Origin of the sequence: Streptomyces aurantiacus JA 4570, from assembly GCF_000414115.1 — a bacterium.
GTDB classification, from domain to species: Bacteria; Actinomycetota; Actinomycetes; order Streptomycetales; family Streptomycetaceae; genus Streptomyces; species Streptomyces aurantiacus_A.
In genome coordinates this window covers 1-15,699 of record NZ_AOPZ01000176.1, presented here as the reverse complement: position 1 = coordinate 15,699, position 15,699 = coordinate 1, and the positions used below count along the sequence as shown (strand labels likewise).

Annotated in this window: 11 protein-coding genes, 1 pseudogene and 1 riboswitch; of the genes and pseudogenes, 7 read left to right on the top strand and 5 right to left on the bottom strand. The window is 71.7% G+C overall.

Features of this window, described 5'->3' with window-relative positions:
* Positions 1-14: 14 nt before the first annotated feature.
* Positions 15-1,283, bottom strand: a complete 1,269-nt coding sequence (locus tag STRAU_RS18370; RefSeq protein ID WP_037660271.1) for a citrate synthase — start codon at positions 1,281-1,283, stop codon at positions 15-17.
* Between the two features lie 120 nt (positions 1,284-1,403).
* On the opposite strand from STRAU_RS18370, the gene STRAU_RS18365 reads away from it, so the two are divergent.
* Positions 1,404-2,627, top strand: a complete 1,224-nt coding sequence (locus tag STRAU_RS18365) for a citrate synthase/methylcitrate synthase (RefSeq protein WP_016641847.1) — start codon at positions 1,404-1,406, stop codon at positions 2,625-2,627.
* A 185-nt stretch (positions 2,628-2,812) separates the two neighbouring features.
* On the opposite strand, the gene STRAU_RS18360 is transcribed toward STRAU_RS18365, so the two are convergent.
* Both STRAU_RS18360 and STRAU_RS18355 read right to left on the bottom strand, forming a co-directional pair.
* Complete coding sequence (locus tag STRAU_RS18360; RefSeq protein WP_016641846.1) at positions 2,813-3,049, bottom strand: hypothetical protein; 237 nt, start codon at positions 3,047-3,049, stop codon at positions 2,813-2,815.
* A gap of 163 nt (positions 3,050-3,212) precedes the next feature.
* Positions 3,213-3,761: a DUF6082 family protein gene (locus STRAU_RS18355; RefSeq protein ID WP_016641845.1), complete on the bottom strand. Its 549-nt coding sequence runs from the start codon at positions 3,759-3,761 to the stop codon at positions 3,213-3,215.
* Between the two features lie 345 nt (positions 3,762-4,106).
* On the opposite strand from STRAU_RS18355, the pseudogene STRAU_RS40360 reads away from it, so the two are divergent.
* Positions 4,107-5,300 (top strand): annotated as a pseudogene (locus STRAU_RS40360) (CobW family GTP-binding protein); the annotation flags it as partial.
* A gap of 39 nt (positions 5,301-5,339) precedes the next feature.
* Here STRAU_RS40360 and STRAU_RS18345 read toward each other — a convergent pair.
* A complete protein-coding gene (locus tag STRAU_RS18345; protein ID WP_016641843.1) occupies positions 5,340-7,793 on the bottom strand; it encodes a DNA gyrase/topoisomerase IV subunit A in 2,454 nt (817 codons plus the stop codon).
* A 315-nt stretch (positions 7,794-8,108) separates the two neighbouring features.
* Here STRAU_RS18345 and STRAU_RS18340 point away from each other — a divergent pair, with 315 nt between their 5' ends.
* From STRAU_RS18340 to STRAU_RS18325, 4 genes are all read left to right on the top strand, one after another.
* A complete protein-coding gene (locus STRAU_RS18340; protein ID WP_037660269.1) occupies positions 8,109-9,470 on the top strand; it encodes a M16 family metallopeptidase in 1,362 nt (453 codons plus the stop codon).
* Positions 9,467-10,852, top strand: a complete 1,386-nt coding sequence (locus tag STRAU_RS18335) for a M16 family metallopeptidase (protein WP_037660268.1) — start codon at positions 9,467-9,469, stop codon at positions 10,850-10,852. The genes STRAU_RS18340 and STRAU_RS18335 overlap by 4 nt, the downstream gene beginning before the upstream one ends.
* Positions 10,853-11,143: 291 nt before the next feature.
* Positions 11,144-11,304: riboswitch (cyclic di-AMP (ydaO/yuaA leader) on the top strand.
* Positions 11,305-11,341: 37 nt separating this feature from the next.
* Entirely contained in the window at positions 11,342-12,181 is an 840-nt protein-coding gene (locus tag STRAU_RS18330) for a M23 family metallopeptidase (protein WP_016641840.1), read from the top strand.
* A 330-nt stretch (positions 12,182-12,511) separates the two neighbouring features.
* Positions 12,512-13,198, top strand: coding sequence for a GntR family transcriptional regulator (locus STRAU_RS18325; protein ID WP_016641839.1), 687 nt, complete (start codon positions 12,512-12,514; stop codon positions 13,196-13,198).
* A 170-nt stretch (positions 13,199-13,368) separates the two neighbouring features.
* Here STRAU_RS18325 and STRAU_RS18320 read toward each other — a convergent pair whose 3' ends face one another.
* Positions 13,369-13,650, bottom strand: coding sequence for an HPr family phosphocarrier protein (locus tag STRAU_RS18320; RefSeq protein ID WP_016641838.1), 282 nt, complete (start codon positions 13,648-13,650; stop codon positions 13,369-13,371).
* A gap of 178 nt (positions 13,651-13,828) precedes the next feature.
* Between STRAU_RS18320 and STRAU_RS18315 the strand changes: the two genes are divergently transcribed.
* The coding region (locus STRAU_RS18315) for a GNAT family N-acetyltransferase (RefSeq protein WP_037660265.1) at positions 13,829-15,699 on the top strand (1,871 nt) is incomplete at its 3' end.

The window sequence follows — 15,699 nt, the reverse complement described above, 5'->3', positions numbered from 1 at the left end:
CGGCCTGGCCGGTCTCATTCGCCGGGCAGCGGCTGGGGCGGCCGCACCCCGGTGTACTGCCCGACGGGGCGCATCCGCATCGGCCGTTCCCCGTACTCCTCCAGGGCGTGTGCGATCCAGCCGGCGGTGCGCGCCACGGCGTACACCGTTTCGCCCGCCTCCGCGGCCATGCCGGACGAGGCGGTGAGGACGGCCAGGGCGAGGTCCACGTTGGCGTGCAGGTCGGTGTGGCGGGCGGTGGTGGCCACCACGTCGCGGGCCGCGGCGAGCGCGGGGCCGGCCTTCGGCATCGTCTCCAGGAGGCCGAACAGGGCCCGCGCGCGGGGGTCCTCGCCCGGGTAGAGGCGGTGGCCGAGGCCCGGGACGCGGCGGCCCGCGCGCAGTTCGCCGGCGACGACCGGCGCCGCCGTGCCGCGGTCCAGGACCTCCAGGAGCATGCGGTGGGCGAGACCGCTCGCCGCCCCGTGCAGCGGGCCCTCCAGGACGCCGAGGCCCGCCGACACGGCCGCGTACGGATGGGCGCGTGCCGACGCCGCGACGCGGACCGCGAGCGTGGACGCCGCCAGGTCGTGGTCGACGAGCAGGGCCAGCGCCGTGTCCAGGGCGTGCAGGGAGGCGTCGTCGGGCTTGTGGCCGCTCAGCCGCCCCCATAGGCGACCGGCGAGCGGGCCGCCGTCCCGGTGCGTGGGCAGGACGGGCGGGAGCGCGGCCACGAGCGTCGGGATCAGGGCGCGGGCCGCGCCGATGACGGCCTCTTCGGAGAGGTCGAAGCGGAGCGGGTCCGCGGCCGCCGCGGCGATCGCCGCCACCCGCAGCCGGTCCGTGGGGCCGCAGTGCTCCGGCAGGGCGCGCACGGCCAGGCGCGCCGCTCCGGCCGACTCCGGAGGCGGCGTGAAGTGGATGCCGGGACGCAGCACGCCGGTCCACAGCCACTCGGCGACCTCTTCGTAGGAGTGGCGCAGGGCGAGTTCGGCCGCGTCCACGCCACGGAAGTAGTAGCGGTCCTTGTCGATCAGCGTGATGCGCGTGCGGACGGAGAGCTCGTTGGCGCCGGTCGCGGCCGCGGGTTCGCGCCTGTTCCTGCGCGCCAGAGCCTGGACCTCCTTGGGGTCGAAGGTGCTGCCGCGCGCTCCGGGGCCGCGGCGGCTGCTGAGCTGGCCGCGGCTCACGTAGGCGTACACCGTCTCTGGCTTCACGCCGAGCACTTCCGCGGCCTCCTTGGTGCTGAGGCGGCGGTCCTGGCGGGCGGACGCGCCGTGGCGGCCCGCTTCTTGATCCGTCATGGGCGTCACCGTATCCACGTCCCGACATCTGGATGAAGGTATTGATCCAATCAATATTGACAGAGTTCAAGTCAAGCATGGACAGTCAAATCAAGTCCAGGGAGGAAGTCGAGGAACAACATGTCGATCAATGGCTCCACCGCCGCCCCCACCGAGGTCGCCGCCCCCACCGAGGTCGCCGCGCCCGCCGCCCCCGTCGAGGTCCCCCGCGGACTCGCGGGTGTCGTCGTCACCGAGACCCAACTCGGTGACGTCAGGGGACGCGAGGGCTTCTACCACTACCGCCAGTACTCCGCCGTGGAGCTCGCGCAGACCCGCAGCTTCGAGGACGTCTGGCACCTGATGTTCCACGGCACGCTGCCGGACGCCGCGCAGCGCGCCGCCTTCGCCCAGCAGACGGCCGCTCTGCGGCACCTGCCGGAGGAGGTGCGCGTGGCGCTGCCCGGCATCGCCCACGCCAGCGCGCTGTCGGGCCCGCTCGCCGGGCTGCGCTCGGCGCTGTCGCTCTTCGGCGCCGCCAAGGGCTTCCGACCGGTGTACGACATAGACACGGACCAGCGGCGCGCCGACGCGCTGGCCGCGTCCGCCGTCGTGCCGACCCTGCTCACCGCGCTGTACCGGCTCGGCCAGGGCCTGGACCCCGTGGAGCCGCGCGACGACCTCCCGTACGCCGCCAACTACCTCTACATGCTGACGGGTTCGCAGCCGGACGCCGAGCGGGCCAGGGCGGTCGAGCAATACTTGATCTCCACCATTGACCACGGCTTCAACGCGTCCACCTTCACGGCCCGGGTCATCACCTCGACCGGCGCGGACGTCGCCGCCTGCCTCGTGGGGGCGGTGGGCGCGCTGTCCGGGCCCCTGCACGGCGGCGCCCCGAGCCGGGCCCTGGACACACTCGACGCCATCGGCACGCCCGACCGCATCGACCCCTGGATCCGTGAACGTGTCCTCGCGGGCGAGCGGATCATGGGCTTCGGGCACCCCGTGTACCGCACCGAGGACCCGCGCTCGCGCATGCTCCGCGGGATCGCGCAGGGGTTCGGCGGCGAGCTGGTGGAGTTCGCGGTGGAGGTCGAGCGGCAGGTCGAGGCGATCCTCGCGGAGCTCAAGCCCGGCCGCGAACTCCACACGAACGTGGAGTTCTACGCGGGCGTGGTCATGGAGCTGTGCGGGCTGCCGCGCGAGATGTTCACGCCGACGTTCGCGTCGGCACGCGTGGTCGGCTGGGGCGCCAACATCCTGGAACAGGCACAGGACTCGAAGATCATCCGCCCGGCGGCGCGGTATGTGGGGCCGGTGCCGCCGGTTCCGGTGCCCGAGCCGGAGGCGCCTGCGGGCTGAGACGGCGGAATCTGGGCCTGAGACGGCGGTGAGGCCCGGCGCCGGTCGGGCGCGGGCCTCACGGAAAGCAAAGTCGGTGGAGCGGGCGAAGGAGTTCGTCTTCCGGAGGTGGGCCTCAACGGGGTGGCCGGAGGACCTCGACGGAGAGGGCGCGGTGAGCGCCGGTCGTCACTCCGCGCCGCGGATCAGCTGTTGGGAATGTCGGCTTTCGCACGGACGAGTGTCTCGCGGCTGACGATCACGATGCGTTCGTGGTCGGCGCGCGCGGCGTCCGGGGGCAGCTCGCTGTCGAGCGCCGCTGTGGCTTCTGTCCCGATGACTGCGAAGTCGCCAGTGCTGAGTTCGAAGATGTCTGGGCAGGTGTCGCCTGCGAGACTGCCTCGTTCCCGTGGTGACGCACCGATGCGGCGCACGATCTTCAAAGTGGATCCCGGTCCTTTGAGGAGTGAGGGTGATGAGGAGGGTCTGTCGGTGCTCCGCGTTGCGGGCGCGCGGGCGCGCCCGCCGCCGCGCGCGGAAATACGGAGCGGGGACGATTAAACACCCTCCCAATTACACCTCGGTCACAGGCTGCTCCAACTGGACCTATTCAGGCGGGGGTTCACCCACGACCCACCACTCGTCGGAGTCGGCCTCGTCCAGGTCGCGGATGATGGTGTCCGTCATCCGGCCCACCCGGGCCTCGTCCGAAGCGTCCTTGAGGCTGGCGCGCTGGTGGCGGGTGGCGTGCCAGTACTGGCGGAAGACCGGGTTGGTGCAGATCCAGCGCAGGTGGCCGTGGAGTTCCTCCCAGGTGACGACGTTGCTGCGGTAGGCCAGTAGCGCGTTCGTGTAGAGCGCGTTGGCGAAGAGGAACTGGCGGCGCTGAGTGGGCGACTCGGCCTCCGCGATGCTGTAGACCGCCGCGAGATCGGGGTCCTCGATTGCCTTGCGGAGCAGATAGAGCTGGAGCTCCTGCTGCTCCGCCATCATGGCGCGGCGCCACTCCGCGCGTTCCGCGCGGTCCACCTGGGCGCGAAGCTGGGTGTATTTGCGCTGCTGAGCAGCCAGGAGCAGGAGACACCCGGCGGCGAAGGCGAGCCCCGCCCCGGCCGCGGAGCGTAGCTCCCCTGTCCATAGTTTCTGTGTGGCCATGTCAACCCCCGAATCAGGCGACCGTCCGCCGGTCGTCGGGTGCGGGGCGACAGGGTGCGGACCGGCGAGCGATGGGCGGCGCTTGCCGTCTCCCAGAGTGCCGAGCGGCTCTGATCGGCTGGGAGGCGGAGAGGAGGCGCACGGAAGGAAAGGGGGCCCACACATCCCTGCGCCGTGCCCAATGTGTGCCCCGCGAGCGCCGCTAACAATCGTTCACCAACCGGCGCGTCTACGCGCACATATCCTGGGGCGGTCTTCAATCGTCGTACACCTTCGTCGCCGCGATGTGTACGCGTCTTGAGCGACTTGATCCAGCTTGATGCGAGTTGACGCGAGGGGCCGCACGTGCGTGAGCAGCAGATTCCGGTTGTCGTACTCACGGGCTTTCTCGGCTCGGGGAAGACGACACTCCTGAACCACCTGCTCCACCGCAGCGGCGGCAGCAGGATCGGCGCGATCGTCAACGACTTCGGGTCCATCGAGATCGACGCCATGGCTGTCGCCGGAGCGCTCGGCGACTCCACCGTCTCGCTCGGCAACGGCTGCCTCTGCTGTGCCGTGGACGCCAGTGAGCTCGACGAGTACCTGGAGCGGCTCGCCCGCCCCTCCGCCCGCATCGACGTCATCGTCATCGAGGCGAGCGGGCTCGCGGAGCCGCAGGAGCTCATGCGGATGGTGCTCGCCAGCGAGAACCCCAACATCGTGTACGGCGGCCTCGTGGAGGTCGTCGACGCCGCCGAGTTCGACGCCACCCGGCAGCGGCACCCCGAGGTCGACCGGCATCTGGGCATCGCCGACCTGGTCGTCGTCAACAAGGCCGACCGCGTGAGCGACGCCGAGCGGGAGCGGATCCTCGCCGAGGTCCACCGCCGCACCGACCGCGCGGCCGTCGTCCCCGCCTCGTACGGGCGCGTCGACGTGGAGCTCCTCCTCGACCGCAAGCCCGTGGAGGAGCGCGTGGGGCAGCTGTCCTTCGACGATCTGCACGACCACGGGAGCGAGCAGGACGGCGGCCCTGACGCGGAGGGCGCCCCTGCCGCCGACGGCCGCGACAGCCACGACGCCCACGACAGCCACCACGACGGCTCCCGCGGCTGCGGCGACCCCGCCCACACCCACCTGCACTCCGGCTACGAAAGCCTCGCGTTCACCTCCGACGCGCCCCTCAGCCCGCGCCGGCTGATCGCCTTCCTCGACAGCAGGCCCGAAGGGCTGTACCGCATCAAGGGGTACGTCGACTTCGGCGCCGCCGACGCCCGCAACCGGTACGCCGTGCACTCCGTGGGGCGGTTCCTGCGTTTCTACCCCGAGCCGTGGGAGCCCGGTGAGAAGCGGCTCACCCAGCTCGTCCTCATCGGTTCCGGCATAGACGTCACCGCGCTGGACGAGCAGCTGACGATGTGCCGGGAGAACGACGAGGACGCCCCGGGCACCGATGAGTTCGGCATGTGGGGCGTCCTGCGCTACGTACAGGAGCCGGAACCGCAGCAGCCTCCCGCCGAAGCCGAAGCCGAAGCCGAAGCCGAAGCCGCGGAGCCGAAGCCGAAGCCGAAGCCGAAGCCGGCTGAGCCGCGTCGGCTACGCCGGCCCGGCCACCGCCACCACCGGCTTCGCCAGCGACACCCCGGAGCCGTCCCGGCGCGGATCGGGCTCCGGCAGCTCGGCCGGCATGCCGTTGCGCTGGGCCGCGCGCGGGGGCGTCGGACCCGCCCAGGCGAAGCTCAGGCAGTCCTCGCCCTTCAGGAGCCGCTGACAGCGCACACCACCCGTGGCGCGCCCCTTGCGCGGATACTGGTCGAACGGCGTGACCTTGGCCGTCGTCTGCACCGAGTCGTCGAGCGTGCCGCGCGAGCCCGCGACCGTGAACACCACGGCGTCCACCGCGGGGTCGACTGCCGTGAAGGTGATGACCTTCGCGCCGTCGGTGAGCTTGATGCCCGTCATGCCGCCCGCAGGACGTCCCTGCGGACGGACCTGCCCCGCGGGATAGCGCAGCAGCTGCGCGTCGTCCGTGATGAAGACCAGGTCCTCCTCGCCCGTGCGCAGCTCGGCCGCGCCGACGATGCGGTCGCCGTCCTTGAGGGTGATGACTTCCAGCTCGTCCTTGTTCGTGGGGTAGTCGGGAACCACGCGCTTGACGACGCCCTGTTCGGTGCCGAGCGCCAGGCCCGGCGAGGACTCGTCGAGCGTCATCAGGCAGATCAGCTTTTCGTCCGCCTCCAGGGAGAGCAGTTCGGAGACCGGGGCCCCGCCGGAGAGATTGGGCGCCGACGCCGTGTCCGGGAGCTGCGGCAGGTCGACCACGGAGAGCCGGAGCAGCCGGCCCTCGGACGTCACCGCGCCCACCTCGCCGCGCGCCGTCGCGGGCACCGCCGAGACGATCACGTCGTGCTTGACGCGCTTGCCGTCGCTCTCGCCGAACGGCTCACCGTTGGCCGTACGCGCCAACAGGCCCGTCGACGACAGGAGCACCCGGCACGGGTCGTCCGCCACCTGCAGCGGCACCGCGGCGGCGGGCGCGCCGCCGGACTCCAGGAGCACCGTGCGCCGGTCCGTGCCGAACTTCTTGGCCACCGCGGCCAGTTCGGAGGAGACCAGCTTGCGCAGCTCCGCGTCCGACTCCAGGATCCGCGTCAGCTCCTCGATCTCCGCGTTCAGCTTGTCGCGCTCGGACTCCAGCTCGATGCGGTCGTACTTGGTGAGGCGGCGCAGCGGCGTGTCCAGGATGTACTGCGTCTGGACCTCGCTCAGCGAGAAGCGGCCGATCAGGCGCTCCTTGGCCTGCGCGGAGTTCTCGCTGGAGCGGATGAGGCGGATGACCTCGTCGATGTCCAGAAGGGCGATGAGCAGGCCGTCCACCAGGTGCAGCCGGTCGCGCTTCTTGCCCCGGCGGAACTCGCTGCGGCGCCGCACCACGTTGAAGCGGTGGTCCAGATAGACCTCGAGGAGCTCCTTGAGGCCGAGCGTCAGGGGCTGGCCGTCGACCAGCGCGACGTTGTTGATGCCGAAGGACTCCTCCATCGGCGTCAGTTTGTAGAGCTGCTCCAGGACGGCCTCCGGGACGAAGCCGTTCTTGATCTCGATGACCAGGCGCAGGCCGTGCGCGCGGTCCGTGAGGTCCTTGACGTCGGCGATCCCCTGGAGCTTCTTCGAGCCGACCAGGTCCTTGATCTTGGAGATGACCTTCTCGGGGCCGACGGTGAAGGGCAGCTCCGTGACGACCAGGCCCTTGCGGCGCGCCGTCACCGCCTCGACGGAGACCGTCGCGCGGATCTTGAAGGTGCCGCGCCCCGACTCGTACGCGTCCTTGATGCCGGACAGGCCCACGATCCGGCCGCCCGTGGGCAGGTCCGGGCCCGGGATGAACCGCATCAGCGTCTCGAGGTCGGCGCCCGGGTGCTTGATCAGGTGCCGGGCGGCGGCGATGACCTCGCCGAGGTTGTGCGGGGCCATGTTCGTCGCCATGCCGACCGCGATGCCGGAGGCGCCGTTGACCAGGAGGTTCGGATAGGCCGCCGGGAGGGCGACGGGCTCTCTCTCCTGGCCGTCGTAGTTCGGCTCGAAGTCGACCGTGTTCTCGTCGATCGACTCCGTCATCAGGGACGTCGCGTCCGCCATGCGGCACTCGGTGTACCGCATCGCGGCGGGCGGGTCGTCGTTGCCCAGGGAGCCGAAGTTCCCGTGGCCGTCGACCAGGGGGAGGCGCATCGAGAAGGGCTGCGCCATGCGCACCAGGGCGTCATAGATCGACGCGTCGCCATGGGGATGCAGCTTTCCCATCACTTCGCCGACGACGCGGGCACATTTGACGTAACCGCGCTCGGGGCGCAGGCCCATCTCGTTCATCTGATAGACGATGCGGCGGTGCACCGGCTTGAGGCCGTCCCGGGCGTCGGGCAGGGCACGGGAGTAGATGACCGAATAGGCGTACTCGAGGAAGGAGCCCTGCATCTCGTCGACGACGTCGATGTCGAGGATCTTCTCCTCGAACGCGTCGTCGGGCGGCGGGGTCTTCGTGCTGCGGCGGGCCATCGCTGCTGCGGCTCCTTCACCAACAAGTGCGGGATCTGACGCCGACCATTGTGGACTGTCCCACTGACAACCCCGACCACGACCCGGTTCTGTGCGGGCGTCAACCGCGTGTCAACCGGGCGGCACACCGGCACCACCATGATCACGGGCCGCCGCGCCGGGTGGCCGGAGTCCACCCACCCCGGCCGATCACGCCGAGGGCGAAATCCGACTACGCGCAGGGCGGACCGGGAACTTCGCCAGGTGTCCGCGGCCTTGCTTACAGTGGCAGGACTTGCAGCACTTATCGAGGATTTCGCGATCGAAGGGACGTACATGCCCATGGGTCACACGGCCACAGCCGAGGCCGGCTCCGGCGGCCTGACAGCGACCGAGCACCGGCTGGCCAATGGCCTGCGCGTGGTGCTCTCCGAGGACCACCTGACCCCGGTCGCCGCGGTCTGCCTCTGGTACGACGTCGGCTCTCGCCACGAGGTCAAGGGCCGTACGGGCCTGGCTCACCTCTTCGAGCACCTGATGTTCCAGGGGTCGAAGCAGGTGCAGGGGAACGGCCACTTCGAGCTGGTGCAGGGCGCCGGCGGGTCGCTGAACGGCACCACCAGCTTCGAGCGCACCAACTACTTCGAGACGATGCCCACCCACCAGCTCGAGCTCGCACTCTGGCTGGAGGCCGACCGCATGGGCTCGCTCCTGTCGGCGCTCGACGAGGAGTCGATGGAGAACCAGCGCGACGTCGTCAAGAACGAACGCCGCCAGCGCTACGACAACGTCCCCTACGGCACGGCCTTCGAGAAGCTGACCGCCCTCTCCTACCCCGAGGGCCACCCGTACCACCACACGCCGATCGGCTCCATGGCCGACCTGGACGCGGCCACCCTCGAGGACGCACGCGCCTTCTTCCGTACGTACTACGCGCCGAACAACGCCGTCCTGTCGGTCGTCGGCGACATCGACCCGGAGCAGACGCTCGCCTGGATCGAGAAGTACTTCGGCTCCATCCCCTCGCACGACGGCAAGCAGCCCCCGCGCGACGGCTCGCTGCCCGAGCGCATCGGCGAGCAGCTGCGCGAGGTCGTCGAGGAGGAGGTCCCCGCGCGCGCCCTGATGGCCGCCTACCGCCTCCCGGAGGACGGCACGCGCGCGTGCGACGCGGCCGACCTGGCGCTCACGGTCCTCGGCAGCGGCGAGTCCTCGCGCCTCTACAACCGCCTCGTACGGCGTGACCGCACCGCCGTGACGGCCGGGTTCGGCCTGCTGCGGCTCGCGGGCGCGCCCTCCCTGGGCTGGCTGGATGTGAAGACGTCCGGCGACGTGGAGGTCCCCGTCATCGAGGCCGCCGTGGACGAGGAGCTCGCCCGGTTCGCCGAGGAGGGCCCCACCCCGGAGGAAATGGAGCGCGCCCAGGCCCAGTTGGAGCGCGAGTGGCTCGACCGCCTCGGCACGGTCGCGGGCCGCGCCGACGAACTGTGCCGCTTCGCCGTCCTGTTCGGCGACCCGCAGCTCGCCCTGACCGCCGTCCAGCGCGTCCTCGACGTCACCGCCGAGGAGGTCCAGGAGGTCGCCAAGGCCCGCCTGCGCCCGGACAACCGCGCGGTGCTCGTGTACGAACCCATCAGCTCCGAAGACGCCGCCGGTGCTGCCGAGGACGACCAGGACGACGAGGAGGCGGCGAAGTGACCGAGGCCGCAACGATGCAGTTCCACCCGCAGCCCCAGGCGGGCGCCGCCAGGCCCTGGGCCTTCCCGGCCCCCGAGCGCGGCGCGCTCGACAACGGCCTGACGGTGCTGCGCTGCGACCGCCCGGGCCAGCAGCTCGTCGCCGTGGAGATCCACCTCGACGCGCCCCTGGACGCCGAGCCGCAGGGCCTGGACGGCGTCGCCACGATCATGGCGAGGGCCTTCTCCGAAGGCACCGACAAGCACTCCGCGGAGGAGTTCGCCGCCGAGCTCGACCGCTGCGGCGCCACGCTCGACGCGCACGCGGACCACCCGGGCGTCCGGGTCTCCCTGGAGGTGCCGGTCTCCCGCCTGCCCAAGGCGCTCGGCCTGCTCGCCGACGCCCTGCGCGCGCCCGCCTTCGCGGACAGCGAGGTCGAGCGCCTCGTACGCAACCGCCTGGACGAGATCCCGCACGAGACCGCCAACCCCGGGCGGCGGGCCGCCAAGGAGCTCTCCAAGCAGCTCTTCCCGGCGTCCTCGCGCATGTCGCGCCCGCGCCAGGGCACGGAGGAGACGGTCGCGGCCATCGACTCCGCGGCCGTGCGCGCCTTCTACGAGAAGCACGTCCGCCCCGCCGCGGCCACCGCCGTCGTGGTCGGCGACCTCACCGGCACCGATCTGGACGCCGTCCTCGCGGACACCCTCGGCGCCTGGACCGGCGGCGCGGCCGAGCCCCGCCCGGTGCCCCCGGTGACCGCCGACGACAGCGGCCGCGTGGTCATCGTGGACCGCCCCGGAGCCGTACAGACGCAGCTCCTCATCGGCCGCGTCGGCCCGGACCGGCACGACCGCGTGTGGGCAGCGCAGGTCCTCGGCACGTACTGCCTGGGCGGCACCCTCACCTCCCGTCTGGACCGCGTCCTGCGCGAGGAGAAGGGATACACCTACGGAGTGCGTGCCTTCAGCCAGGTCCTGCGCTCCGCCCCGGACGGGACGGGCGCCGCGATGCTCGCCATCAGCGGCTCCGTGGACACCCCGAACACCGGCCCGGCCCTGGAGGACCTGTGGAAGGTCCTGCGCACGCTCGCCGCGGAGGGCCTCACGGACCCCGAGCGCGACGTCGCCGTGCAGAACCTCGTCGGGGTCGCCCCGCTGAAGTACGAGACGGCGGCCGCCGTCGCCGCCACCCTCGCCGACCAGGTCGAGCAGAACCTGCCGGACGACTTCCAGGCGCGCCTGTACCGCCAGTTGGCGGAGACGGGCACGGTGGAGGCCACCGCGGCCGTCGTGAACGCCTTCCCGGACGACCGGCTCGTGACGGTCCTCGTGGGGGACGCGGCGCAGATCGAGGAGCCCGTCAAGGCGCTCGGCATCGGTGAAGTGACGGTGGTCACCGGCTGATTGCCGGGGCGACCGGCAGCGGCGGTCCAGCGGCCGTCCAGCAGCCGTCCAGCGGCCCGGCGGAGCAAAGCCGGGCATAGCGGCTTCAACGCCCCGCGAAAACAGGGACCCCAGTGGCGCAGGAAGCCACTGGGGTCCCTGCATGCCGCCATATGTCCGAATTGGCCAGGAGGTTGTGAGTCTGCCCTGTGGCGTGCGCTACAAAAGGGCCGATCCGTTTGTCGATTGAAAGATGAGACGTTTAGCGTCGGTCCGGCTGTCCGTCAGGCACCACGCCGCGTCCGCGGCACCGGACAGTCATCGCCGAGTCCCCGTACGGCGCGAGCCAGGGGAGCCGGGGACCCACACGTCCCTGGGGTGAATCGGACGCCTTGCCGCGAGGCGAGGAGCCCGTAGGAGACCTTCCTGCTCCGAACCCGTCAGCTAACCCGGTAGGCGAGAAGGAAGGAAACCCGGTAGGCGAGAAGGAAGGAAAGGATCAGCCGCTTCATGGCGTTCACCCGCCCGACCGGCAAGCACCGCCGTCCGAGCCGTCTGTCGCGTACGACCGCCAGTGCCGCGGGCGTCGCCGCGCTCACCACCACCGGCGTCATCTCGGGCCTGGCCGCCCCGGCGCTCGCCGCCGAAGGCTCCTCCGCCGAGTACGCGCACACCGGCCTCACCCAGTCCATCTCCATCGGCGACTCCCTGGCCGACGAGATCGACGCCCAGGCCGCCGCCCAGAAGCAGGCCGCCGACGAGGCCGCCGCCAAGGCGAAGGCCGAGGCCGAGGCGAAGGCCAAGGCCGCGGAAGCCAAGCGCAAGGCCGCCGAGGCCAAGCGCAAGGCCGAGGCGAAGGCGAAGGCCGAGGCGCGGGCGAAGGCCGAGAAGGAGCGCGAGGCCAAGGAGCGCGCCGCCCGCGCGGCCGAGCGCAAGCGTCTGGGCTCGTACGTCGCGCCGATCGACGGCAGCTACGTCTCCACCGGCTACAAGACCGGCGGCGCCATGTGGTCCTCCGGCAGCCACACCGGCGTCGACTTCCACGCCGCGTCCGGCACCCAGGTCCAGGCGGTCGCCGCGGGCACCGTCGTCGAGGCCGGCTGGGGCGGCGCCTACGGCAACAACGTCGTGATCCGCCACAACGACGGCACGTACACGCAGTACGGCCACATGTCGTCCCTGAGCGTCTCGGTGGGCCAGACGGTCACCCCGGGCCAGCAGATCGGCCTCTCCGGCTCGACCGGCAACTCCAGCGGCCCGCACCTGCACTTCGAGGCCCGCACCGGCCCCGACTACGGCTCCGACATCGACCCCGTGGCGTACCTGCGCTCGCACGGCGTCAACGTCTGAGGCGACCGGCCCCCGAGGCCAGGACCTCCCAGGTCAGCACCGCCGAGGTAAGCACCCCGGCCGCACGAAAGCCCCGGCTCACCCGAGCCGGGGCTTTCCGCGTATGCATGCCTTTTGGCCAAAAGATATCCATGGATTCCGCCCGCCCGTCGGAAAATGCGGCCCCTTGCAATAGAGTCCGTGTCGACAGGTCCGCAGGGATCCATAAGGTCCGTACCGGGATCCAAGGGGTCCGTGCGGAGTCCATGGAGTCGTTGCACGAGCGCCATTCGACGCGTCGGCCGACGCGTCGACCGACGCGTTTCGCGGGCATTAAAGCGGAGGTCCGTCATGCGCATTCCCGCGCACTCGGTGTGCACAGCCATTCGGGACGACATCGTCTCCGGTGTCTACGAACGCGGCACGCGCCTCACCGAGGAACTGCTCGCCCGCCGCTACGGCGTCTCCCGCGTCCCCGTGCGCGAGGCCCTGCGCACCCTGGAGGCCGAGGGCTTCGTCGTCACCCGCAGACACGCCGGCGCGTGCGTCGCCGAGCCCACCGAGCAGGACGCGGCCGACCTCCTGGAGATCCGCGCGCTCCTGGAGCCACTGGCCGCCGCGCGCGCCGCGCAGCGCCGCACCGACGCGCACCTGAAGGTCCTGCGCGGCCTCGTCCGGCTCGGCCAGGAGCGCTCCCGGCGCGGCGGCACCGAAGACCTCCGCTCGCTCGACGGCTGGTTCCACGAGACGCTCACCCAGGCGTCCGCGAGCCCCGGCCTCATCACCCTGCTCACCCAGCTGCGGCACAAGATCGCCTGGATGTACGTCGCCGAGCCGCAGGCCGCGCCCGTGGAGACCTGGTCCGAGCGGGCCGCGGTCGTCGACGCCGTCGCCCGCGGCGACGCGGAGCGGGCCCGCGCGCTCACGATGCTGCACGCCGAACGGGCGGCCGCCGCGCACCGGCCGCGGGCCGGCTCCCGCGCCGGGCGCGTGAGGGATTCGCAACATGCCGTAAACACGGTGAGCGCCCGGAATTAACGGCGGCGCCGTATACAAAGAGGGGCGCACCTGCAGAAATTGGTTTTCGCTGCCTACATTTCGACTTCGAATACCTGCCGGATACGCAAAGGGCCCGCCCTGGATTTCCGGGCGGGCCCTTCACTTTTTATGCCGGTTGGTGTTCTCCGAGTGCGGAGCACCGTCACCGATTAAACAGTCTCGGGAAGCTCCTCGAGCCCCTCGGCGACCAGCTTCGCCAGACGGTCGAGGGCGACGTCCGCGCCCTCGGCGTCCGAAGCGAGCACGATCTCCTCGCCGCCCTGCGCACCCAGACCGAGCACCGCGAGCATCGAGGCGGCGTTGACCGGGTTGCCGCCGGCCTTGGCGATCGTCACGGGGACGCCGGCGGCCGTGGCCGCACGGACGAAGATGGAGGCGGGCCGGGCGTGGAGGCCCTCGGCCCAGCCGACGTTGACGCGGCGCTCAGCCATGTGTTGCTGCCCTTCCAGGTGTCTCACACTTGTCTAGACCACTATCTCATGCCGACCCGGGTGCTCCCGCCGGACGATCGCCGGGCAGTCCGCGGACGGACGTCCCGCACCCGAGCGCCGCGCGGCCCCTCCTACACTGCCCCGGCCCGGGCGGCCGCGCGACCCGTACCCTGGCCCCATGCAGACGCCGCCGGACCGGCACCCCTACCCCTCCCACTGGGAGGCCGACGTGGTGCTGCGCGACGGGGGCACGGCCCGGATCAGGCCCATCACAGCCGAGGACGCCGACCGCCTGGTCAGCTTCTTCGAGCAGGTGTCGGACGAGTCGAAGTACTACCGCTTCTTCGCACCGTACCCGCGCCTGTCCGCCAAGGACGTGCACCGCTTCACCCACCACGACCACGTGGACCGGGTGGGCCTCGCGGCCACCGTGGGCGGCGAGTTCATCGCCACCGTGCGCTACGACCGCATCGACGCCGAGGGCCGCCCCGCCTCCGCGCCCGCCGACGAGGCCGAGGTCGCCTTCCTCGTCCAGGACGCCCACCAGGGCCGCGGCGTCGCCTCCGCGCTGCTCGAGCACATCGCGGCCGTCGCCCGCGAACGCGGCATCCGCCGTTTCGCCGCCGAGGTCCTGCCCGCCAACACCAAGATGGTCAAGGTCTTCACGGACGCGGGCTACCAGCAGCAGCGCAGCTTCGAGGACGGCGTCGTACGCCTCGAACTCGACCTCGAACCCACCGACCGCTCCCTGGCCGTCCAGCGCGCCCGCGAACAGCGCGCCGAGGCCCGCTCCGTACAGCGCCTCCTCGCGCCCGGCTCGGTCGCCGTCATCGGCGCGGGCCGCTCCCCGGACGGCGTCGGCCGCGGCATCCTGCGCAACCTGCTCGGCGCGGGGTACACCGGCCGCCTGTACGCGGTGAACAGCACGCTCCCCGAAGGCACCGCCGAGGTCGACCGCGTGCCCGCCCATCGCTCCGTGCGCGACATCGGCGAACCGGTCGACCTCGCCGTCGTCGCCGTCCCGGCCGAGCGCGTCCCGCAGGCCGTCACCGACTGCGGCGAACACGGCGTCCAGGGACTCGTCGTGATCTCCGCCGGATACGCCGAGAGCGGCCCCGAGGGACGCGAGCGGCAGCGCGAACTCGTCCGCCAGGCACGCTCGTACGGCATGCGGATCATCGGACCCAACGCCTTCGGAGTCATCAACACCTCTCCGGAGGTGCGCCTCAACGCCTCGCTCGCGCCCGAACTGCCGCTCGCCGGACGCCTCGGCCTGTTCACCCAGTCCGGCGCCATCGGCATCGCGCTCCTGTCCCGCCTGCACCGCCGCGGCCGCGGTCTGTGGGGCCTGTCCACCTGCGTCAGCGCGGGCAACCGCGCGGACGTCTCCGGCAACGACGTGCTCCAGTACTGGTACGACGACCCGGACACCGACGTTGCCCTCATGTACCTCGAATCCATCGGCAACCCGCGCAAGTTCACCCGCCTCGCCCGCCGCACCGCCGCCGTGAAGCCCCTGGTCGTCGTCCAGGGCGCCCGGCACAGCGGCATCGCGCCCACCGGCCACGCAGGCGCCGCCACCCGCCTCCCGCACGCCACGGTGTCCGACCTGCTGCGCCAGGCCGGGGTGATCCGCGTGGACACGGTGACCGAGCTGGTCGACGCCGGACTGCTGCTCGCCGGGCAGCCCCTGCCCGCCGGACCGCGCGTCGCCATCCTCGGCAACTCCGAGTCCCTCGGCCTGCTCACGTACGACGCCTGCGTCGCCGAGGGCCTGCGGCCGCTGCCGCCCCGCGACCTGACGACCGCCGCGTCCCCGGACGACTTCCGCGCGGCCCTCACCGCCGCGCTCGCCGACGACGCGTGCGACGCCGTGGTCGTCACCGTCATCCCATCCCTTGGCGAGTCCACCCGCAGGGGCGAGGACGAGTCGCTGGCCGCCGCCCTCCGCGCCGCCGCCGCGAGCTGCCCGGCCAAGCCGGTCACCGTCGTCCACGTCGAGCTGGGCGGCCTCGCCGAAGCGCTGTCCGCCGCGGCGAGCACCGGCCC

Excerpts from the sequence above, each read along its gene's own strand:
- STRAU_RS18320 (WP_016641838.1), bottom strand. The coding sequence starts at position 13,650 with ATGGCTGAGCGCCGCGTCAACGTCGGCTGGGCCGAGGGCCTCCACGCC.
- STRAU_RS18345 (WP_016641843.1), bottom strand. The coding sequence starts at position 7,793 with ATGGCCCGCCGCAGCACGAAGACCCCGCCGCCCGACGACGCGTTCGAG.
- STRAU_RS18325 (WP_016641839.1), top strand. The coding sequence starts at position 12,512 with ATGCGCATTCCCGCGCACTCGGTGTGCACAGCCATTCGGGACGACATC.
- STRAU_RS18355 (WP_016641845.1), bottom strand. The coding sequence starts at position 3,761 with ATGGCCACACAGAAACTATGGACAGGGGAGCTACGCTCCGCGGCCGGG.
- STRAU_RS18340 (WP_037660269.1), top strand. The coding sequence starts at position 8,109 with ATGCCCATGGGTCACACGGCCACAGCCGAGGCCGGCTCCGGCGGCCTG.
- STRAU_RS18365 (WP_016641847.1), top strand. The coding sequence starts at position 1,404 with ATGTCGATCAATGGCTCCACCGCCGCCCCCACCGAGGTCGCCGCCCCC.
- STRAU_RS18370 (WP_037660271.1), bottom strand. The coding sequence starts at position 1,283 with ATGACGGATCAAGAAGCGGGCCGCCACGGCGCGTCCGCCCGCCAGGAC.
- STRAU_RS18330 (WP_016641840.1), top strand. The coding sequence starts at position 11,342 with ATGGCGTTCACCCGCCCGACCGGCAAGCACCGCCGTCCGAGCCGTCTG.